Genomic DNA, 16,870 nt, shown 5'->3' on the forward strand with positions numbered 1-16,870 from the left:
GGCCCTGCTACTGCTTGCCGGTCTTGCCCTTCACCCGCGCAATCTGCTGCTTCGCGGCGTCATACACGCGCTCGGGCGTGAAGCCGAACTTCTTCTTCAGGTCGGCCAGCGGTGCGGACGCGCCGAACGTATGCATCACCACCTGCGCGCCGAGCCGCCCGACATAACGATCCCAACCGAGCGTTGCCGCCTGCTCGACGGCCACACGTGCGTCCACATCGGACGGCAGCACGGCCTCCTGATATGCCTCGTCCTGACGCTCGAAAAGATCCCACGACGGCATTGAAACCACCCGCGCGGCAATCCCTTCGCTTTTCAGCTTCTCGTAGGCGTCGACGCAGAGCGACAACTCGCTGCCCGTGGCGAGCAGAATCACCTCGGGCTTCTGCCCGTCCGGCGCGTCGGCAAGCACATACGCGCCCTTCTGCACGCCGCTGGCCGGCGCATAGCGCGTGCGGTCCAGCGTCGGCAACGCCTGGCGCGACACGACAATGCACGACGGCCGCCGTGGATCCGACATGGCTACGCGCCATGCCTCGGCAACTTCGTTCGCGTCGCCCGGGCGCAATACGGTCAGCCCCGGCACCCCACGCAGCGACGCCAGTTGCTCGATCGGCTGATGGGTTGGGCCATCTTCGCCGACGCCGATCGAATCGTGCGTGAACACAAAGATGGACGGCACCTCCATGATCGCGGACAGGCGAATCGGCGGCTTCATGTAGTCGCTGAAAATCAGGAAGGTCGAACCGAACGGCCGCAAATTCGACAACGCGAGACCATTCACCGCCGCGCCCATGCCGTGTTCGCGAATCCCGAAGTGCAGATTGCAGCCGCCATAGTTGTCGTGCTCGAAACTACCCGCGCCTTCGAATTTCAGATTGGTCTTGGTGGACGGCGCGAGATCGGCCGCGCCGCCGATCATCCATGGCACGCGCGCGGCAATCGCGTTGAGCACCTTGCCGGATGAATCGCGTGACGCGATTCCCTTTGGATCCGCATCGAAGGTTGGGATATCGCTGTCCCAGCCCGCGGGCAATTCATGCGCTTCCATTTGTGCGAACTGGCGTGACAGGTCCGGATATTTCGTGCTGTATGCGTCGAGCTTCGTCTGCCATGCTGCGCGCGCCGCCTTGCCGCGCGCACCGATACCCTCTGCGAAGCGTTCACGCACGCCGTCCGGCACGTAGAAAAACTTGTCTTCCGGCCAGCCATAAAACTTCTTGGTCAGCGCCACTTCTTCGACGCCGAGCGCTTCGCCGTGCGCGGCGGAGGTGTCCTGCTTATGCGGCGCGCCCCAGCCGATAATGCTGTGCACCACGATTAGCGTCGGCCGGTCCGTGATGCTTTTCGCTTCGACAAACGCGGCCTCCAGCGCCGCGGCGTCGTTCGCGTCGTTCACCCGAAGCGTGTGCCAGTTGTAACCGCGAAAGCGGCTTTCCACGTCGTCGCTATACGCGAGATCCGTGTGGCCTTCAATCGTCACGCGATTGCTGTCGTAGATCCAGATCAGATTCGACAATTGCAGATGTCCGGCGAGCGACGCCGCTTCGTGCGAGATGCCTTCCATCATGTCGCCGTCGCCGCATAGCGCATAGACGCGGTAATCGAACAGCGGCACGTCCGGTTTGTTGAAGTGGCTTTCGTACCAGCGCGCCGCCATTGCCATGCCGACGCTATTGCCGAGCCCCTGACCGAGCGGACCGGTCGTCGTTTCCACACCGGTGGTCAAACGGTACTCGGGGTGGCCCGGTGTCTTGCTGTCGAGCTGGCGGAAATGTTCTATGTCGTCGAGCGAGACGGCGGGCGAACCGGTGGGCTTGCCGTGCTCATCCACGGCCTTTACGCCGGCCAGATGCAGCAGCGAGTACAACAGCATCGAAGCATGCCCCACCGAGAGCACGAAACGATCCCGGTTCGGCCAGAGCGGCTCGTCCGGATCGTAGCGAAGGTGGTTTTGCCACAGATGATAGGCAACTGGCGCCAGTGCCATCGGCGTGCCGGGGTGACCGGAATTAGCCTTTTGCACTGCGTCCATCGACAGCGTGCGAATCGTGTTGATGCACAACTGATCGAGGGCGGGATCGTTTTGCATAGGGACACTCCTTGTTCGGCGGTTGGGAACTCTTCGCCGGGACGACGTGCATCGGCCGTGCCCGGCGAACCGTGTTCGCGCGGAAGAACGTGGAAAGGACGCTTGAGGACCGCAAGGCCTATCGATGATGCGCCGATGCGCACAAAACTGCACGGCACGTTACATCGAATGCCCCGTTGTACCGATGATTGGCGGCGGCCCTTTCATTCGGCTTGCGGTTTTAATGGTGACCCAGCGGCCTCGTACGCATGCCCCGGTTGATCGACCTAACGCAGCTTCGCGACGTCCTTATCGGTCACCCGCGTGGCCGCCGGATTGCCGAACTGCGTCGTCACATAGTTGGTCAACGCGGCGACTTGCGCGTCATTCAACTGCGTGGCGAAGGCCGGCATGCCGACGTCGTTGGCGGCCGTTTTGCGCTGCACGCCGTGCAGGATCACCTGGACGAGGTTGCCCGGATTGGACGCACCCACCGTCGAGTTGTGCAGCAGCGGCGGATAGTAGCCATCCGGTGTGCCCTTGCCTTGCGCCTGGTGGCAGCTTGCGCAATTGCCGAGGTACAACCGTGCCGGGTCGAGCGTGCCGTCGCTCAACGCAACGCCGCGCAAACGCGTAACGTCGGTCGATGGCTTGCCCCACGTGCTGCGAGCTTGCGAACTGCCGCCCTCTACAGCCGGCACCGTGTGAACATACGTGGCGATTGCATCGATGTCCGCGTCGCTCATCTTCGAGAAACTGTGCTCGACGGCCTCGCCCATCGGGCCGGCCGCTTGCGCGAGACCCGGCACGCTGCCGGTTTCCAGATACTGCACGAGTTGCGCGTGGTTCCAGCCGCCAATGCCGCTATTGACCGACGAGGTGATGTTGTAGCCCTCCCAACCCGCCAGCACCGAACCGCCGAGGAAACCGCTGCCGGTTTCATCCAGTGCCTTCTCCTGCATCGCGAAGCCGCGCGGCGTGTGACACGTGCTGCAATGCGCGAGGCCCTGCACGAGATACGCGCCGCGATTCCAGGCGACGCTCTGATTCGGCTTCGCTTCATACGCACCGTTTTTCAGGAACACCCAGTTCCATACGGTCAGCGGCCAGCGCATGTCGAGCGGCCACGGAATGTCGCTCGCGCGCGTGGCCTCGTTCACCGGTGCCACGCCGTAACGGAAGTACGCATATAAGGCCTTCACGTCGTCGTCGCTGACCTTCGCGTAAGACACGTACGGCATCGCCGGATACAGATTGTGGCCGTCCCTCGAGACGCCCTTGCGCAGCGCGCGATCGAAGTCCGCAAGCGTCCACGCGCCGATACCCGTTTGCGGGTCCGGCGTGATGTTGCTCGAATAGATCGTACCGAGCATCGGCACTTTGAGCGGCAGGCCGCCGGCATAGGGCTTGCCTTTGGCGGTGCTATGGCAGGCCATGCAATCGCCCGCGGTGGCGAGGTACTCGCCGCGTTTGATCAACGCGGTGTCGGTGCCGCTCACCGGACTCGCGGAATCATCGGCCTGCGCCAATGCGGGCCAGGTCAACGCACCGGCCAGCAGCCAGAAAAAGGTCTTTTTCAGCACGTTTAAACTTCCTTCTTCAACTGGTCGGCCATGCGCAGTGCCAGCGCGGCGATGGTCAGCGTCACGTTGACGGTGCCCACGGTCGGCATCGTCGCGCTGCTCGAAATAAACAGGTTCGGGTGATCGAAGGTCCGGCAATGTTTGTCGACCACCGAGTCGCGCGGGTCGCTGCCCATGATCGTCGCGCCGGTAATGTGATTGTTCGGCGCGAATTCGTCCTGATACTCGATCTCGGTGCCGCCCAGCACTTTCGCCGCGTTCGTGTAGACCTCTTTGGTATGGACGGCGCCGCGTTTCACGTAGTCGTCGATCGCGTACGTGATCTCGGGGCGCGGAATGCCGATCGCGTCGACCTCCGTTTTGCTCGGCACGATGCGGTTTTGCGGCTGCGGGAGGATTTCGTGGAAGCAGTCGAACTCGACAAAGCGCGCCGAACGGTCGCGAATCTGCGCGTCCAGTTCAGCCGGCTTGATCAGCTTGCCCTGCTTGAAAATCTTCTGCGTTTCCTGGTCGATGCGTGACAGGTTCGACAGGTGGATCTTCTTGGCGGCCTCGTTCGCGCGGAACGGGCCGTCGCGAAAGCCGATCAGCGAGGTCATTTCCTGTGGACCGCGGCCCGGCCAGAGTTTTTCGTCCGCGTAGAACGTAATGCCCGTGCCCGGATGGTCCATCAGATTGCGGCCCACCATGTCGGAGCTATTGCCCACGCCGTGCGGGAAATCGTGGCTGGTGGACATCAGCATGATCTTCGGCGTTTCGATACCGTTCGCGGCCAGCACGAAATACTTGCCTTCCACGCGATGCTCGTTGCCTTGCGGATCTTTGTACAGCGCGGCGGTGATGCGCTTGTCCGCACCCACTTCGAGCTTGTAGACGACAGCGTTGACGATCAGCTTCGCGCCGGCCTGCTCCGCTTTTTCGACGTGTACGATGCCGTTGTACATTGCGCCGATCGGGCAGATCGGCATGCAGTTGTTATTGCCGCAACAGGTTGGGCGCCCGTCGTACGGACGGCTGTTACGCGCAACCGGTTCGGTCACCACGTGATAACCCGAGTCGAATGCGTTGAGCTTGCTCTTGATGGTCTGCTCGTTATACGAGAGCGGCAGCGGCGCCATCGGATACGGCTGGCTGCGCGGCGAACCGAGTTCTTCGTCCGTCGGCCCCCACACACCGAGCTCTTCTTCGGCACGCTGGTAGTACGGCTCCAATTCCTCGTAGTCCATCGGCCAGTCGCGGCCCACGCCGTAGGTGGTCTTCATGCGGAAATCGTTCGGCATGAAGCGCCATGCGGACGCGGCCCAGTGCCATGTCGTGCCGCCCACCGCGCGGATGTACTGCGAGTTGAATTTGTGCTCGCCCTTCAGGATCAGATAGTTGTTCGGCGGACCGTATTCCGGATGCGGCGCCCACGCGCTGGACGGATACGGCGCGGAGTTGTCCGACTTGTCGAACTGGTTGCGAAAGCGCTCGACGATCTCCCAGCGCGGCATGCGCGGGCCTGCTTCGAGCAGGATCACGGACTTGCCCGCCAACGCCAACTGATGCGCGACGATCGCGCCCGCAACGCCCGACCCGACTACGACGATATCGGCTTGTTCAGCCTGGTTTTGTGCATCGGCCATAGCTCAGGCTTGCCTTTCGATGGGTTTGGCGGCCCAGAAACCGGGCTTGTTGGGACAGTACGAACGAATGATCAACGTGTCGGACACCACGTCGTACATCAGCGCCTGTTCATACGTGACAACCTGATTGTCGACCGTGCCGAGATACCAGGCTTCCATGATCTTCAGCGCGAGCGCCTGCTGCGCGGCGTCGGCGGAACCGGCGGCGAGCGCGCCGGCCAGCTTCGGCAACTGCGGCGCGAGATCGGGCGTGGACTTCTGCAACGCGGCCAGCAGGCGCGTGCCGACATCGCGATCGAGAGCGGGTCTCGCCGTCAGCGATTGCGACAGCGTCATGAAGGCGTCGATGGGTGACACGGCCGAGTCGTCGGCCAGCGCCTTGAGCGTGAGCGAGCCGGTGAGGCCCGCGGCGGTCAACGCGAGCGCGCCTTGCAGCCAGCGGCGGCGCGTCATCGTGGACGGTTCATCGCTCGCGGCGAGCTCGCCGTGAGAGTCTTGTGGAGTCAATGTTGTTGTTCCCTTGTGAGTCGTTTTACTGCGTCAAAACTGATGCAACATCCCGACGTACGCCCCGGTTTGCGATTCACCCGCGAGTGGGCTTGTGTTATTGGTCGCATCGCGCGGCGACGCTTCGAGCGAGAAATTCGAATTGCTGCCGTTGCGCACGTAACCCACGGTGCCGTACACGAACGTGCGTTTGGAGAGGTTGTACGTGGTGCCGAGCACGTACATCATCGCGTGGCCGGACGGGTCGTGCGCGGCATCGCCGCCGCCGTCGCCGACCTTGATGTAATAGCCGCCCGCCGTCACTGCCCAGCGTGACTGAATGTTGTACGTGGCGCCCAGCCAGTAGTGATCGGCGCTATCGGCCACGCCCACCGGTGAATCCGGCGCCGAGTAATGCGTATAGGCGCCCTGGATCTTCCACGCATCGAAATGCACGTTCGCACCGGCGAAATATTCGCGCGAGGCCTGGAAGATGTTGCTGAAGCGGCCATTGCTGTCGCGCAGTTCATCGTAGATGCCGCGCACGTCGAAGAGCGGCGAGTGATACGTGAGCATAATGCCGTCGGAGCGGCCAAACTCGCCGGCCGCACCATTGTTGAACGCGCCCGCCTGATTGCCGAACGCGTATTGCGCCTGGACGTCGAAGCCCCACAACACCGGACTGTGATACTCGACGTTGTTGCTGGTCTGCTGCCAGTTGCGTCCGCGCACGAGCGAGGCCGAAGAAAACGCCTGCTGCACGAACGGATCGAATTCCCACACGCCGTCGCTGTCGATAAACAGATTACGCCCAGCCTGCAATGTGCCCCACTGATTGTCCTTCAGACCGACGAACGCGCGCCGTGACCACAGGCGTCCGCCACTGGTGGTGCCGTTCATGACTTGCAGACCGGTTTCCAGATTGAAGATCGCATTCAGGCCGCCGCCCAGATCTTCGTTGCCTTTCAGGCCCAGCATGCTGGTGCCCCAATCGCCGCCTTCAGCGCTCCAGCGGTTCGATGTGCCGCCCGCGCCGTTGTTGATGTGATTCAGATATTCCACGCCGCCGTCGAGACGGCCATATAACGTCACGCTGGTTTGACCGTATGCCAGCGGACTGACCACCGCCAGCGCCGCCATTAATTTTGTAGGTAGTCTCATTGTTTTTGCCGTGAGTTTCTTTTGTAGAAATGATGCGCAAAGCCGACTGCCGATGATTCAAAACTACTCAGCGTGTCGCACCGCGACCGACTTTGCGTCAAGCCACGAACACTCGGCGCCAGGCCCGTCTGCGAGGCCTCATGCATACAACGGAACGGTATGGGCAATGACCTGTTGCACCTACCGGGTTACACCGGCGTAATGCTTGTAATGCTGGAGCGAACACCGGATCCAGCCAGTTTGCGATTGAGATGTTGCAAAACTACACGCGTCGCGCACGAACTATAGGTGATCGGTGCTTGATAGCCTATCCATTTCACGCAATAAACTTTTGCGATCAGCGCGCTCGACATTGAGAATCCTCAGTTGAATCCGCATAAGCTGCAAATGAAACGCTTGGCGGGGAGAACGAAAGGTACTCGCGATAAGATAGTCGGTCATTCGGCCTCAGCCAAATCGAAACGCATTATTTGTTATTTGATTCATCAACATTCACCATTTGCCACTCGCCATGAACGCGCCTGAATTGACCGAAGACGAAAACCTTGGCCTTTACCAACGGGCGACCGAAACCGGCGCGGAATGGTGGCGCGTCAGCGTGGCGGACCGGCCGGAAAACTATCGGCTCGAGCATGGGGTCAATGAAGGCGCCGGCATCGGATCGGTGGATATCGATCTGGTGGTCGACGCGGAGAACCTGCGCGCGAAACTGAAGAAGTGGCGCCGCGAGGGCTTTGCAATCGATACACCCGATGCCTCAAACGAAGCAGGTACAGCGGAGCGCGTGGCCTTCATGCCGGAATTGCAGCGCGTCGCGGCGCGAGCCTCGGCAGCGAAACATCATTTGCAGGAACAGGAGGATGCACGCGAAACCGTGCGCATCGGCCGGGTCGACGTGCCGTGCGGTGTGGACAATCCGCTCGTGCCGCGCGTCAATCCCGCCTATCTGTTCTCCGAGCGCTTTAACGACATTGTCGAAGATATCGTGGAGAACCGGCGCGTGATGCTGATCGGTCACACTGGCGCGGGCAAGACCAGCTTGATCGAACAGGTAGCCGCACGCTCGCATCACGGCGTGTTGCGCTCGAACATGAATGGGCAAACCACCGTCGGCGATTTTGTCGGCTTCTGGACAGTCAAGGGCGGCGAGACGATCTGGGTGGACGGCGTGCTGCCCACCGCGATGCGCGAAGGCCTCTGGCTGATCGTCGACGAAATCGATTTCGCCGAACCGTCGATTCTCGCCGCCCTCACCGCCGTGCTCGAACCGCACGGCCGCCTTGTGCTGAAAGAAAAAGGCAATGAGATCGTCGCGCCGCATCCCGCCTTCCGGCTGTTTGCCACGGCGAATGCGGTCGGCGCGATGAGCCAGTTCCGTCACCTGTATCAAGGTGCGAATCTGATGAACGAGGCTTTTCTCGATCGCTGGCGTGTCTATATGCTCGACTATCTGACGCCCGCCGAAGAAGCCGACGTGCTGATGCGTACCCTCGCGCCGCATATGACACGCGCGCTCGCCACCACGCTTGCCGCGATTGCCGCCGACTGCCGCGCGGCGTTCGCCCGCGAAGACCTGTCGAGCGCATTCTCCACGCGGCGCCTGCTCGACTGGGCCGAACTGATGCTGCGCACCGGTGATCCTGAACGGGCTGCCGGTCCGGCGATTTACGCGAAAGTCAGCCCGGAAGACGCGGCGCTGATTCGCGGCATCGTTCGCCATCACATCGCGCCGGCCGCCTGACGCCCGCTGCGCACCCTAGGCGATCGCCATGAACGCAAGGCATCTCACCCGCGACACACAAGGTTTCGCGTTCGAATCGACGCTCAGCAAGGTCGCGCGCGTGCTGACCGGACAATATGGCGTGACGGTCGCGTTCAGTCCGGATGGACCGCGTGTCGAACCCGGCCGCATCGTGATTCCCGACTATGAGTTGAGCGGCGGCGTCGAGCGCGACGTGCTGATCGGCTATCTCGATCTGCTGGTAGCGCGCGCCAAGCACTCGTCGCTCGCGCAGATGGATGCGCAACCGGCCGGCGTGAGCGCGAATCTTGCACAGGTGATCGAGGACCGCCGCGTCTGCATGCAATTGCTCGACGAGTATCCGGGGGCGCGCTGGTTCATCGGCAAACTGCGTGCACATGCCGCCGAACAGGCGCGGCAACGCTGGCCGAAGCTGCATTGGCGCGACCGGCTGGTCTGGCTGGTGGAGCGTACGCTATGGGACGAGCAGCCGACCCGCACCGAAGCGGTCCACTCATTGCTGGCCGCGCTGCACGCCTCGCAGGATCTGCTGGACGAGGCGCGCAGAAGCCGTTCGAGCGCCCATAGCATTGCGGCGGCGCAAGCCCTGGTGGCGCGCGTGCGGGCTTTGTCGGCGGGCGATGTCAACAGCATGGTGTTCACTGCGAATCCGGTTGAAGACCTCGACACGGAAACCGCGGCTTCTTCGTCCGAACCGTTCAACGACGACGACATCGCCCTGCCCGACCAGGACAACGCCGCCTCGCCTCCGTCCGACAAAGGCGGCGGTGCGCAGGCGGAAAATGCGGTCGGCATGGGGCAATCGCTGGCCGATGCGCAGCAGCCGTCCGCGCGTTCCGAAGGCGAAGCCGCCGCAGTGTCAAACGCATCTCGCGACCGGCTGTCGATTCCGCTCGCCACCGAGTTCGACGAAATCACCGACGTCACCGGCCAGGGCGACAGCGCAACCTGGCGCGAGCTTCGCGCGCAGGCCCGCGCGGACACGGCACCGCTCAAGGAAAAACTCGAACGTGCACTGAGCGCCGACGAACGCACCCGCTGGCGCCGCGAACAGGAGCGCGGCGAAATCGATCGCACCGCGCTGGCGAAACTCGCCACGTCGCCGGGTTACCGTACGCCGTTTCGCACGCAGCGGGCGGCTAAAGGGCGCGACGTCGCCGTGAGCTTGCTGATCGATCGCAGCGGCTCGATGGCCGGGCGCAAGATCGAACTCGCGCGCCTGTGCGCGAGTGCGCTGTGCGATGCGCTTACGCAGTTGTCGTTCGACTGCGAAGTGCTCGGCTATTGCTCGCTCGAATCCGCGCCGATGAAGCAACTGTATGAAAGGCAACTGGCGGGCGGCGCGGATTTGCGGCGCTATAACCGCTTTGTCGAGCGGCTCGACCTGAAAGTCTACAAACGCTTTGGCGCGACGGATCTGAGCGGAATTGCCGAAATCGACTGCGGTCACGAGAATCCGGACGGCGAGGCGCTCGCCTGGGCCGCGACGCGGCTCGCCGATCATCAGACCGAGCGGCGCATCCTGATCGTCTTCTCGGACGGCTATCCGTCGACCGGCGACGGCGATCCGCAGGTGCTGCGCTACGATCTGCGCGAACGCGTCGCGGCGATCCACAAACGCGGCATCGAACTGGTCGGCATCGGCGTGCTGACCGATGCAGTCGAGGATTTCTATCCGCACAACGTGGTGGTGAGCCGTCTCGCGGAATTGCCGTCGACGGTGTTTTCGGTGCTGAGTTCGATGCTGCTGACGCGCTAGCGCGGCACAACGCGGGGTCGCGGATCGCGGCGGGCCGCGGACCGAACTATCGCAACGCGCAACGCGCTACGCCGATTTGAGCTCGACCAGTTTCGGTTCGAACGGATACTGCTCTATCTCACCGCCCCGTGCGATCACGGCCGTGCTCTCGGGAATCTCCTCCCACCAACCCGGCAGATCCGAAAGCGGCTCCGACAACACCAGGAAGGCGTTATCGCCCACCGCCGTGATGCGTGGGTCGTCCGGATACAGCTCGTGCAAATGCTGGAACGAGGTGCTGTGAAAGAGCGAGCGCGACTGTCTTTCACTCGAATAGCGAACCGCGACGATCTGTTCGCCATCCGTCGCGCAGACCGTCATGTTCAGCGGCTCATCCACCCCTTGTCTGCGCCCGACGTCTTCGACAAATCCCACCATGCGCTCGAGCGCGGTCACCGGCGCAAGTTCGAGACCGAAGGTCAGCGCGAGATAAAACAGCACCTCGGAATCCGTCGAACCTTCAACCGAGGCGAATAACTCGGGATCGATCGCCAGCATCAGCTCGCGGCGCACCAGAGGGAAGTTGCGCACCAGCCCGTTATGCATGAAGAGCCACCGGCCATAGCGGAACGGATGACAGTTGGTTTCCTGTGACGGCGTGCCGGTGGCCGCACGGATATGCGCGACGAACAATGGCGCGCGGATGGCCCGCGCGGCCTCGCGCAGATTGCGGTCGCTCCATGCGGGCTGGATACAGCGGTAGCGAAACGGGATATCGGTGGGATGGCCGTACCAGCCGATGCCGAACCCGTCGCCGTTCGTGGTGGTATGGCCGAGCCGCGAATGCAGGCTCTGGTCGATCAGCGAATGTTTGGCGTTGAACAGCACCGTTTCGAGTTGAAGCGGGTTGCCGGTATAAGCGAGCCAGCGGCACATGAGATTCCCTCCTGTCTTCGCTATTTGACCACGGGTTGCATCTGCGCGATCGGTATCAGGAACTCCGAAAAACCGGTCAGGATAATCTGCACGCCGATGCACAGCAGCAGAAACGACGAGACGCGCATCGCGACCTTGGTGCCGTCCGCGCCGAGATACTTTGCGAAAACCACGGCCCGGCTGTAGACCAGATAGACCGTGACCGCCACGAGGATCGAGATCCCCACCGAAGCGATGCCCGACAGCACGAACTCCGAGAGTTTATGCGTGCGGTTCGCGGTCAGCGCGATCGCGGTGGCGATCGAACCCGGCCCGGTAGTAAGCGGAATGGTGAGCGGAAAAAATGCCTTCGACATCGCGTTATCGGAATCCACCCGCTTGACGGCCGGTTGTTCGGCCGGCGTATCGGGCGCATTGAGCATCTGCCAGCCGCTCACCGCTACCGCGAGGCCGCCGCCGATCCGCAAGGCCTGCATGGAGATGCCGAAGAAATGCAGAATCGGGGTGCCGACAAAGAAGGCAACCAGCAGCACGCACATCACGTTGAAGGCGATCTTCTTGGCGAGCGCGGTACGGTCTTCGGTGGTGAGCGATGCGGTGCGGTCGAGAAAAACGAACGCCATGCCGATTGGATTGATGATGCTGATCAGCCCGGTGAAGCCAAACAGGATATCCGAGACCAGACTTTCGACCATATGCGATCCGTTTCGGGCAGCGGCTCCGGCGGCTTGATTGACTGACTGCCCGCCGGGGCGCTACGCTGAGTTGAAGTGCTGGGGCGCTCCTCGCTCCAGAGCGATGCCCGCGTTGTGTGAGGCAGATGATATCGCGGTGCGGCACGCAAATAGGTAAAAAAGGGACGATGCAAGCCACGCGCGGCGTTGCACCGCAGCAGACAGGCGCGGAAAGATGCGCGTGCAACTTTCAGAAAGCCTACACTTTTTTGACGGACTTTACGGGCTCGAAGCATCAGGCATAAAGTCCTCAGCGAAGCTGCACTTTCAACGAGACGTACTTACCGGTTCGAGGAGTTGCCCCCATGTTGCTTCGTGCACTCGCCGCGCTGCCGTTCATCGGCATTCTGCTCGGCGTCCCGTTTGTGAATCGTGTCGAACCGCTGGTATTCGGCATGCCATTCGTGCTGGCCTGGATCGTCATGTGGGTGGTCCTGAGTGCCCTCATCATGGCGATCGTCTACCGTCTGGATCCGAGCAACCGTCAGCTTGCGGCGGATGCAGAGGAGGCCCACTCATGAGCGCCCTCATCATCATTGCGGCCATTACGCTGTTTGCGCTGTACCTGGGCGTGCGCGCGCGGCGCGGCCACGACATGAGTCTCGAACAGTGGACCGTGGGCGGCCGCAGCTTCGGCACCGCGTTCGTGTTCCTGCTGATGGCCGGCGAGATCTATACGACCTTCACCTTCCTCGGCGGCAGCGGCTTTGCGTACGGCAAGGGCGCACCGGTCTACTACATTCTTGCCTACGGCACGCTGGCGTACATCCTTTCGTACTGGATGCTGCCGCCGATCTGGCGTTACGCGAAAAACCACCGCCTCGTTTCGCAGCCGCATTTCTTCGCGCGCAAGTACGATAGCCCGGCGCTCGGCACGCTGGTCGCGCTGGTCGGCGTGGCCGCGTTGATTCCGTACCTCGTGCTGCAACTCAAGGGCCTGGGCATCATCGTTGCGACCGCCTCGTATGGCGCGATTTCCTCGACAACCGCCATCTGGATCGGCGCCGCGGTGGTGACGGCTTACGTGACCGTCTCCGGGGTGCGCGGCTCGGCGTGGAACTCGGTGGTGAAAGATATCCTGATTCTGGCGATCGTACTGTTCCTCGGCATCTACCTGCCGTTGCACTATTACGGCGGCTTCGCCGACATGTTCCGCGCCATCGACACCGCGCGCCCGGGCTTCCTGAGCTTCCCGGCCAAGGGGTCGAGCGTGATCTGGTTCCAGTCGACCGTGCTGCTCACCGCACTAGGCTTCTTCATGTGGCCGCACTCGTTCGGTTCGATTTTCACGGCGAAGAACGAGCGTATTTTCCGCCGTAACGCAATGGTGCTGCCGCTCTACCAGCTCATTCTGCTGTTCGTGTTCTTCGTGGGCTTTGCGGCAACGCTGAAGGTGCCGGGCCTGAAGGGCGGCGACATCGACCTGTCGCTGTTCCGCCTGTCGTTGCAGACTTTCGACCCGTGGTTCGTCGGCGTGATCGGCGGGGCCGGGATTCTGACGGCGCTGGTGCCGGGATCGATGATCCTGACGTCGGCATCCACGCTGCTTGCCAACGACGTGTATCGCGGCATGGTGAGCCGCAATGCGTCCGACGCGACGGTAGCCAACCTCGCGCGCTTCCTGGTGCCGGTGGTGGCGCTGGTGGCCGTCGGCTTTACGCTGCACGGCGGCGAGACGATCGTGGCCTTGCTGCTGATGGGCTACAGCTTTGTGACCCAGCTCTTTCCGGCGGTGATCTGCAGTTTGATGCCTAATAACCGGGCGACCAAGTACGGCGCGTTTTGCGGGATTCTGGCGGGCGTCGCGGTCGTGACCCTGACCACCACGCTCCATCTGAGCATTGGGCAGTTGATGCCGTTTTTGCCCGACGCGCTAAAGGACATCAATATCGGCTTCCTGGCCCTCGCCGTGAACATCATCGTTTTCTTCCTGGTGAGCGCCGTGACGCAGCCGCGTCCGGCCGAGCAGACTCACGCGCCGGTGCATTGAGGCGTTCTGCGTAGCTTGCCGCATCGAGGTTAAAGGGGCTGGCCGCCTTAGGCGCCAGCCCCTTCTGTATTTTGAACTCGCGTGAAACCGTCGGCGCTCCACTCTTCCGAGTTCACGCCGTGATGGACGAAGAACAGGCCGTCAGGATCGTATTGGCGTTTCACGGCAGCCAGCCGCGCGTAATTGCTTCCCCAGTTCGCGTGCTGCCAGTCGGCTTCGAAGAAATTGCTCTCGGACAAGTAGGTGCCAGGCTCCGGGACAACCGTACGTAGTGTCTGCGCAGCCTGCGCGATTCGCGTTGCAGCACGTCGTCCCCGCGCTACATCGGGTTCGTGGCCCGGCATGCCGGGAAAGGCCGGAGCACCCTCGCCTGCAATGATCGCCAATGCAAAGGCGTCGAGTACGGCCGGGTTCATCGGGGTATCCCGGGTTGCGTTCAATGCGTCCGCTGGTGCCCCCGCGAGGCCCTTATTGAAGTGCAACGAGACCGTCCAGTGCCGGGTGCTTGCGAACAGCGCATCGGTCAGGCGCCCCCGCTGAGCGGGAGCCACCAGCGCGACAGGCAGCCAGGTCGAGGTATAGCCGTACAGATATTGCCCCGCTTCGCCGACGTTGCTCGTCCAGAAAACATTCTCTGCCGGCGCGCCCGGACGATCGTCAATCTTCAGCACGCCGGGCAGATGCTGCATGATGAACTCAGCGTCCCACAAACGTCGCGCCGGCAGGCTTAGCACCTGGGGCGGTGTTGTCGTGCAGCCGTGGGCGGGCTCCGCGATCCAATCGAAAAACGGTTGCCAGACTCGTGCGGCATCGTCCTGGTTCATGCCCTGAAACAGCATCGAAATGCCTAACGTGTTGTCGGCGTGGAAGGCGACCGTTTCGCCCCAATGCTCGCTCACCAGATGGTCGGCGCTGAATGCGACGAACTCGCCGATCAGCGCTTTGAACGCGTCATCCGACGATGCCTTCACTGTCGCGCGTACCAGACCGAACTGATCGGGCAACTCATGCGTGCGTAGCGTCAGGCTCGTAACGACGCCGAGACTGCCGCCACCGCCGCCCTTCAACCCCCAGAAAAGATCCGGGTGCGAGCATGCATTGACGATGCGCACCTCGCCATCGGCCGTGACGACTTCCGCCTGCAACAAACTCGCGGCGGCGGTGCCGAACCGTTTCGAAAAACTGCCGAAGCCGCCCCCTTGCACGAGCCCGGCCACGCCCACCGTCAGGCAGCCGCCGCCTTGAACATAGCGGCCACCACGCGTGGTCACGGCGTCGTACACGTGTCCCCACAGCGCACCGGCGCCTACCGTCACCGCGGGCGCGGGCTTCAGGCGCCCTTCGCATCCTGCCGGCACGAACGCATCGTGCAGGGTGATGTCGCGCATGGATCTCGTCCAGACCAGCAGCGAATCGGCCGCGTTCGACGTGCCCTGGTAGCTGTGACCGCCGCCTTTGACGACCAGCCGCAGACGATGCTCGCGCGCGAAATCGACTGTGCGCGCGACGTCGTTCGCGTTGGCGACAGCCACCACGTAGGCGCTCGGCGCCGATGTCCATGCATCGAGCCATCCCGAAGCCTGCGTCAGCGCCGGGGTGTCGCCGAGGTAGTAGGGGTTTTTCAGGCGCCCGAAGACTTCCATGCAAGCGGTGCCTGCAGGCGTTTGCGCGCAGATCGCCAATGGCGAAGTGACAGCGCTCAGGCGGCCCTCAACGGCCCGGTTCAGCTCCTGCCAGGCCCGCGCCGACGGCCATGACGGGTCGCCGGGCCGCATGCGGCGTCGGGTCGGGCCCGGCGGCGGCTCAGTTGGACCGTTCGAAGCGTGCTGGGCGTACGCAGGAGAGCGCGCTGCTACGCGCAGCAACGGCGCGGCGAGCGCGCCTTTTAGCAAAGTCCGCCTATCGAGTGCACACATCGCGTTGCGTCACCTTCGAACATGAACAGGGGCAGCATAGGACCATTAACGGCCGATGGACTACCCACGAGTTTTCGTAAGGACGGCAATCGCGCGGGCCGGCCGGGTGGTTGAGCGGCCGAGATCATGCGGCTCTTGCGGGCCTGCCGAGTGCCTGCCCGGCACGCATGGCGTTAGACTACGCTCCACTTCAGCCAACCTCGTCAACCGACAAATGAGCTACCTTCTTTGCTATTCGCCCGGCGCGGCCAGTATGGCGGTTCACTGGATGCTGATAGAAATGGGCGTCGAGTTCCAGACCCGTCTTGTCGACATCAACGTCGGCAAGCAGCGCGACCCTGAATATCTGCGGCTGAATCCGTCTGGCCGCGTGCCTACGCTGATGGTCGACGGCACGCCGCGCCACGAGTCGGCCGCGTTGCTCATGCTGCTGGCCGAACTGCATCCCGAAGCGGGCCTTGCCCCCGAGCCCGGCTCCGCTGAGCGCGCGGCGTGGCTGGAGTTGATGATCTATCTGGCCAACACGGTGCTGCCCGCCATGCGCGACTGGTTTTACGCCGATAGCGACGGCGATCCCGCGGGGGCCGAAGGCGTTCGGGCGCTTGCGAGACGCCGCATCGAAGAAGCCTGTGACCGGCTCGACACCGAGCTCGCCGACGGACGCGATTTTCTGGTCGGCGGCAAGCTCAGCACAGCGGATTTCCTCGCCGTCGTGCTGATGCGCTGGACCCGCAATATGCCGCGTCCGGCACTCGGCTGGCCGCATCTCGCGCGCTATATCCGCGGACTGCGCGCGCTGCCGTCGTTCATCGAATTGAATGGGCGCGAGGGACTCACCGAGTGGCGCAATCAGGACGATTGAGGTGCG

The 16,870-nt window shown here is 62.8% G+C and carries 13 protein-coding genes; 5 read left to right on the forward strand and 8 right to left on the reverse strand.

The annotated features are described in order from the left end of the window. Window positions 1–7 precede the first annotated feature (7 nt). The 5 genes from tkt to HWX91_RS07635 all read right to left on the reverse strand — a co-directional run bounded on the left by tkt (window position 8) and on the right by HWX91_RS07635 (window position 6,926). Window positions 8–2,092 (reverse strand): transketolase, encoded by a 2,085-nt coding sequence (gene tkt / locus HWX91_RS07615; protein WP_028194541.1) that lies wholly within the window; start codon window positions 2,090–2,092, stop codon window positions 8–10. A 266-nt stretch (window positions 2,093–2,358) separates the two neighbouring features. After that, complete coding sequence (locus HWX91_RS07620) at window positions 2,359–3,654, reverse strand: cytochrome c (RefSeq protein WP_028194542.1); 1,296 nt, start codon at window positions 3,652–3,654, stop codon at window positions 2,359–2,361. Window positions 3,655–3,656: 2 nt separating this feature from the next. After that, window positions 3,657–5,279: a GMC family oxidoreductase gene (locus HWX91_RS07625; protein ID WP_028194543.1), complete on the reverse strand. Its 1,623-nt coding sequence runs from the start codon at window positions 5,277–5,279 to the stop codon at window positions 3,657–3,659. A gap of 3 nt (window positions 5,280–5,282) precedes the next feature. Beyond that, the gene (locus tag HWX91_RS07630; RefSeq protein WP_028194544.1) at window positions 5,283–5,732 is read right to left on the reverse strand and encodes a sugar dehydrogenase complex small subunit; all 450 of its coding nucleotides are present in this window, start codon (window positions 5,730–5,732) and stop codon (window positions 5,283–5,285) included. Between the two features lie 87 nt (window positions 5,733–5,819). Beyond that, window positions 5,820–6,926 carry a porin gene (locus HWX91_RS07635; RefSeq protein ID WP_474632075.1) on the reverse strand — a complete coding sequence of 369 codons (1,107 nt, stop codon included), beginning with the start codon at window positions 6,924–6,926 and terminating at the stop codon, window positions 5,820–5,822. 511 nt (window positions 6,927–7,437) lie between these two features. On the opposite strand from HWX91_RS07635, the gene HWX91_RS07640 reads away from it, so the two are divergent. Both HWX91_RS07640 and HWX91_RS07645 read left to right on the forward strand, forming a co-directional pair. Beyond that, window positions 7,438–8,667 carry an AAA family ATPase gene (locus HWX91_RS07640; RefSeq protein WP_028194546.1) on the forward strand — a complete coding sequence of 410 codons (1,230 nt, stop codon included), beginning with the start codon at window positions 7,438–7,440 and terminating at the stop codon, window positions 8,665–8,667. A gap of 28 nt (window positions 8,668–8,695) precedes the next feature. Then, complete coding sequence (locus HWX91_RS07645) at window positions 8,696–10,447, forward strand: cobaltochelatase CobT-related protein (protein WP_028194547.1); 1,752 nt, start codon at window positions 8,696–8,698, stop codon at window positions 10,445–10,447. A 66-nt stretch (window positions 10,448–10,513) separates the two neighbouring features. On the opposite strand, the gene HWX91_RS07650 is transcribed toward HWX91_RS07645, so the two are convergent. Together HWX91_RS07650 and HWX91_RS07655 are read right to left on the reverse strand one after the other, a co-directional pair. Continuing rightward, window positions 10,514–11,362, reverse strand: coding sequence for a class II glutamine amidotransferase (locus HWX91_RS07650; protein ID WP_028194548.1), 849 nt, complete (start codon window positions 11,360–11,362; stop codon window positions 10,514–10,516). Window positions 11,363–11,382: 20 nt separating this feature from the next. Further along, window positions 11,383–12,057, reverse strand: coding sequence for a MarC family protein (locus tag HWX91_RS07655; RefSeq protein WP_028194549.1), 675 nt, complete (start codon window positions 12,055–12,057; stop codon window positions 11,383–11,385). A 344-nt stretch (window positions 12,058–12,401) separates the two neighbouring features. Here HWX91_RS07655 and HWX91_RS07660 point away from each other — a divergent pair, with 344 nt between their 5' ends. Together HWX91_RS07660 and HWX91_RS07665 are read left to right on the forward strand one after the other, a co-directional pair. Then, window positions 12,402–12,617 (forward strand): DUF3311 domain-containing protein, encoded by a 216-nt coding sequence (locus HWX91_RS07660; RefSeq protein ID WP_028194550.1) that lies wholly within the window; start codon window positions 12,402–12,404, stop codon window positions 12,615–12,617. Further along, window positions 12,614–14,086, forward strand: coding sequence for a sodium:solute symporter family protein (locus HWX91_RS07665; RefSeq protein ID WP_028194551.1), 1,473 nt, complete (start codon window positions 12,614–12,616; stop codon window positions 14,084–14,086). The genes HWX91_RS07660 and HWX91_RS07665 overlap by 4 nt, the downstream gene beginning before the upstream one ends. A 47-nt stretch (window positions 14,087–14,133) precedes the next feature. On the opposite strand, the gene HWX91_RS07670 is transcribed toward HWX91_RS07665, so the two are convergent. Next, a complete protein-coding gene (locus HWX91_RS07670; RefSeq protein ID WP_244144020.1) occupies window positions 14,134–15,729 on the reverse strand; it encodes an FAD-binding oxidoreductase in 1,596 nt (531 codons plus the stop codon). A gap of 487 nt (window positions 15,730–16,216) precedes the next feature. On the opposite strand from HWX91_RS07670, the gene HWX91_RS07675 reads away from it, so the two are divergent. Then, a complete protein-coding gene (locus HWX91_RS07675; protein WP_028194553.1) occupies window positions 16,217–16,864 on the forward strand; it encodes a glutathione S-transferase family protein in 648 nt (215 codons plus the stop codon). The last annotated feature ends 6 nt before the right edge of the window (window positions 16,865–16,870 follow it).

The sequence above is a fragment of the Paraburkholderia fungorum genome, assembly GCF_902833645.1.
Classification (GTDB): Bacteria; Pseudomonadota; Gammaproteobacteria; order Burkholderiales; family Burkholderiaceae; genus Paraburkholderia; species Paraburkholderia fungorum.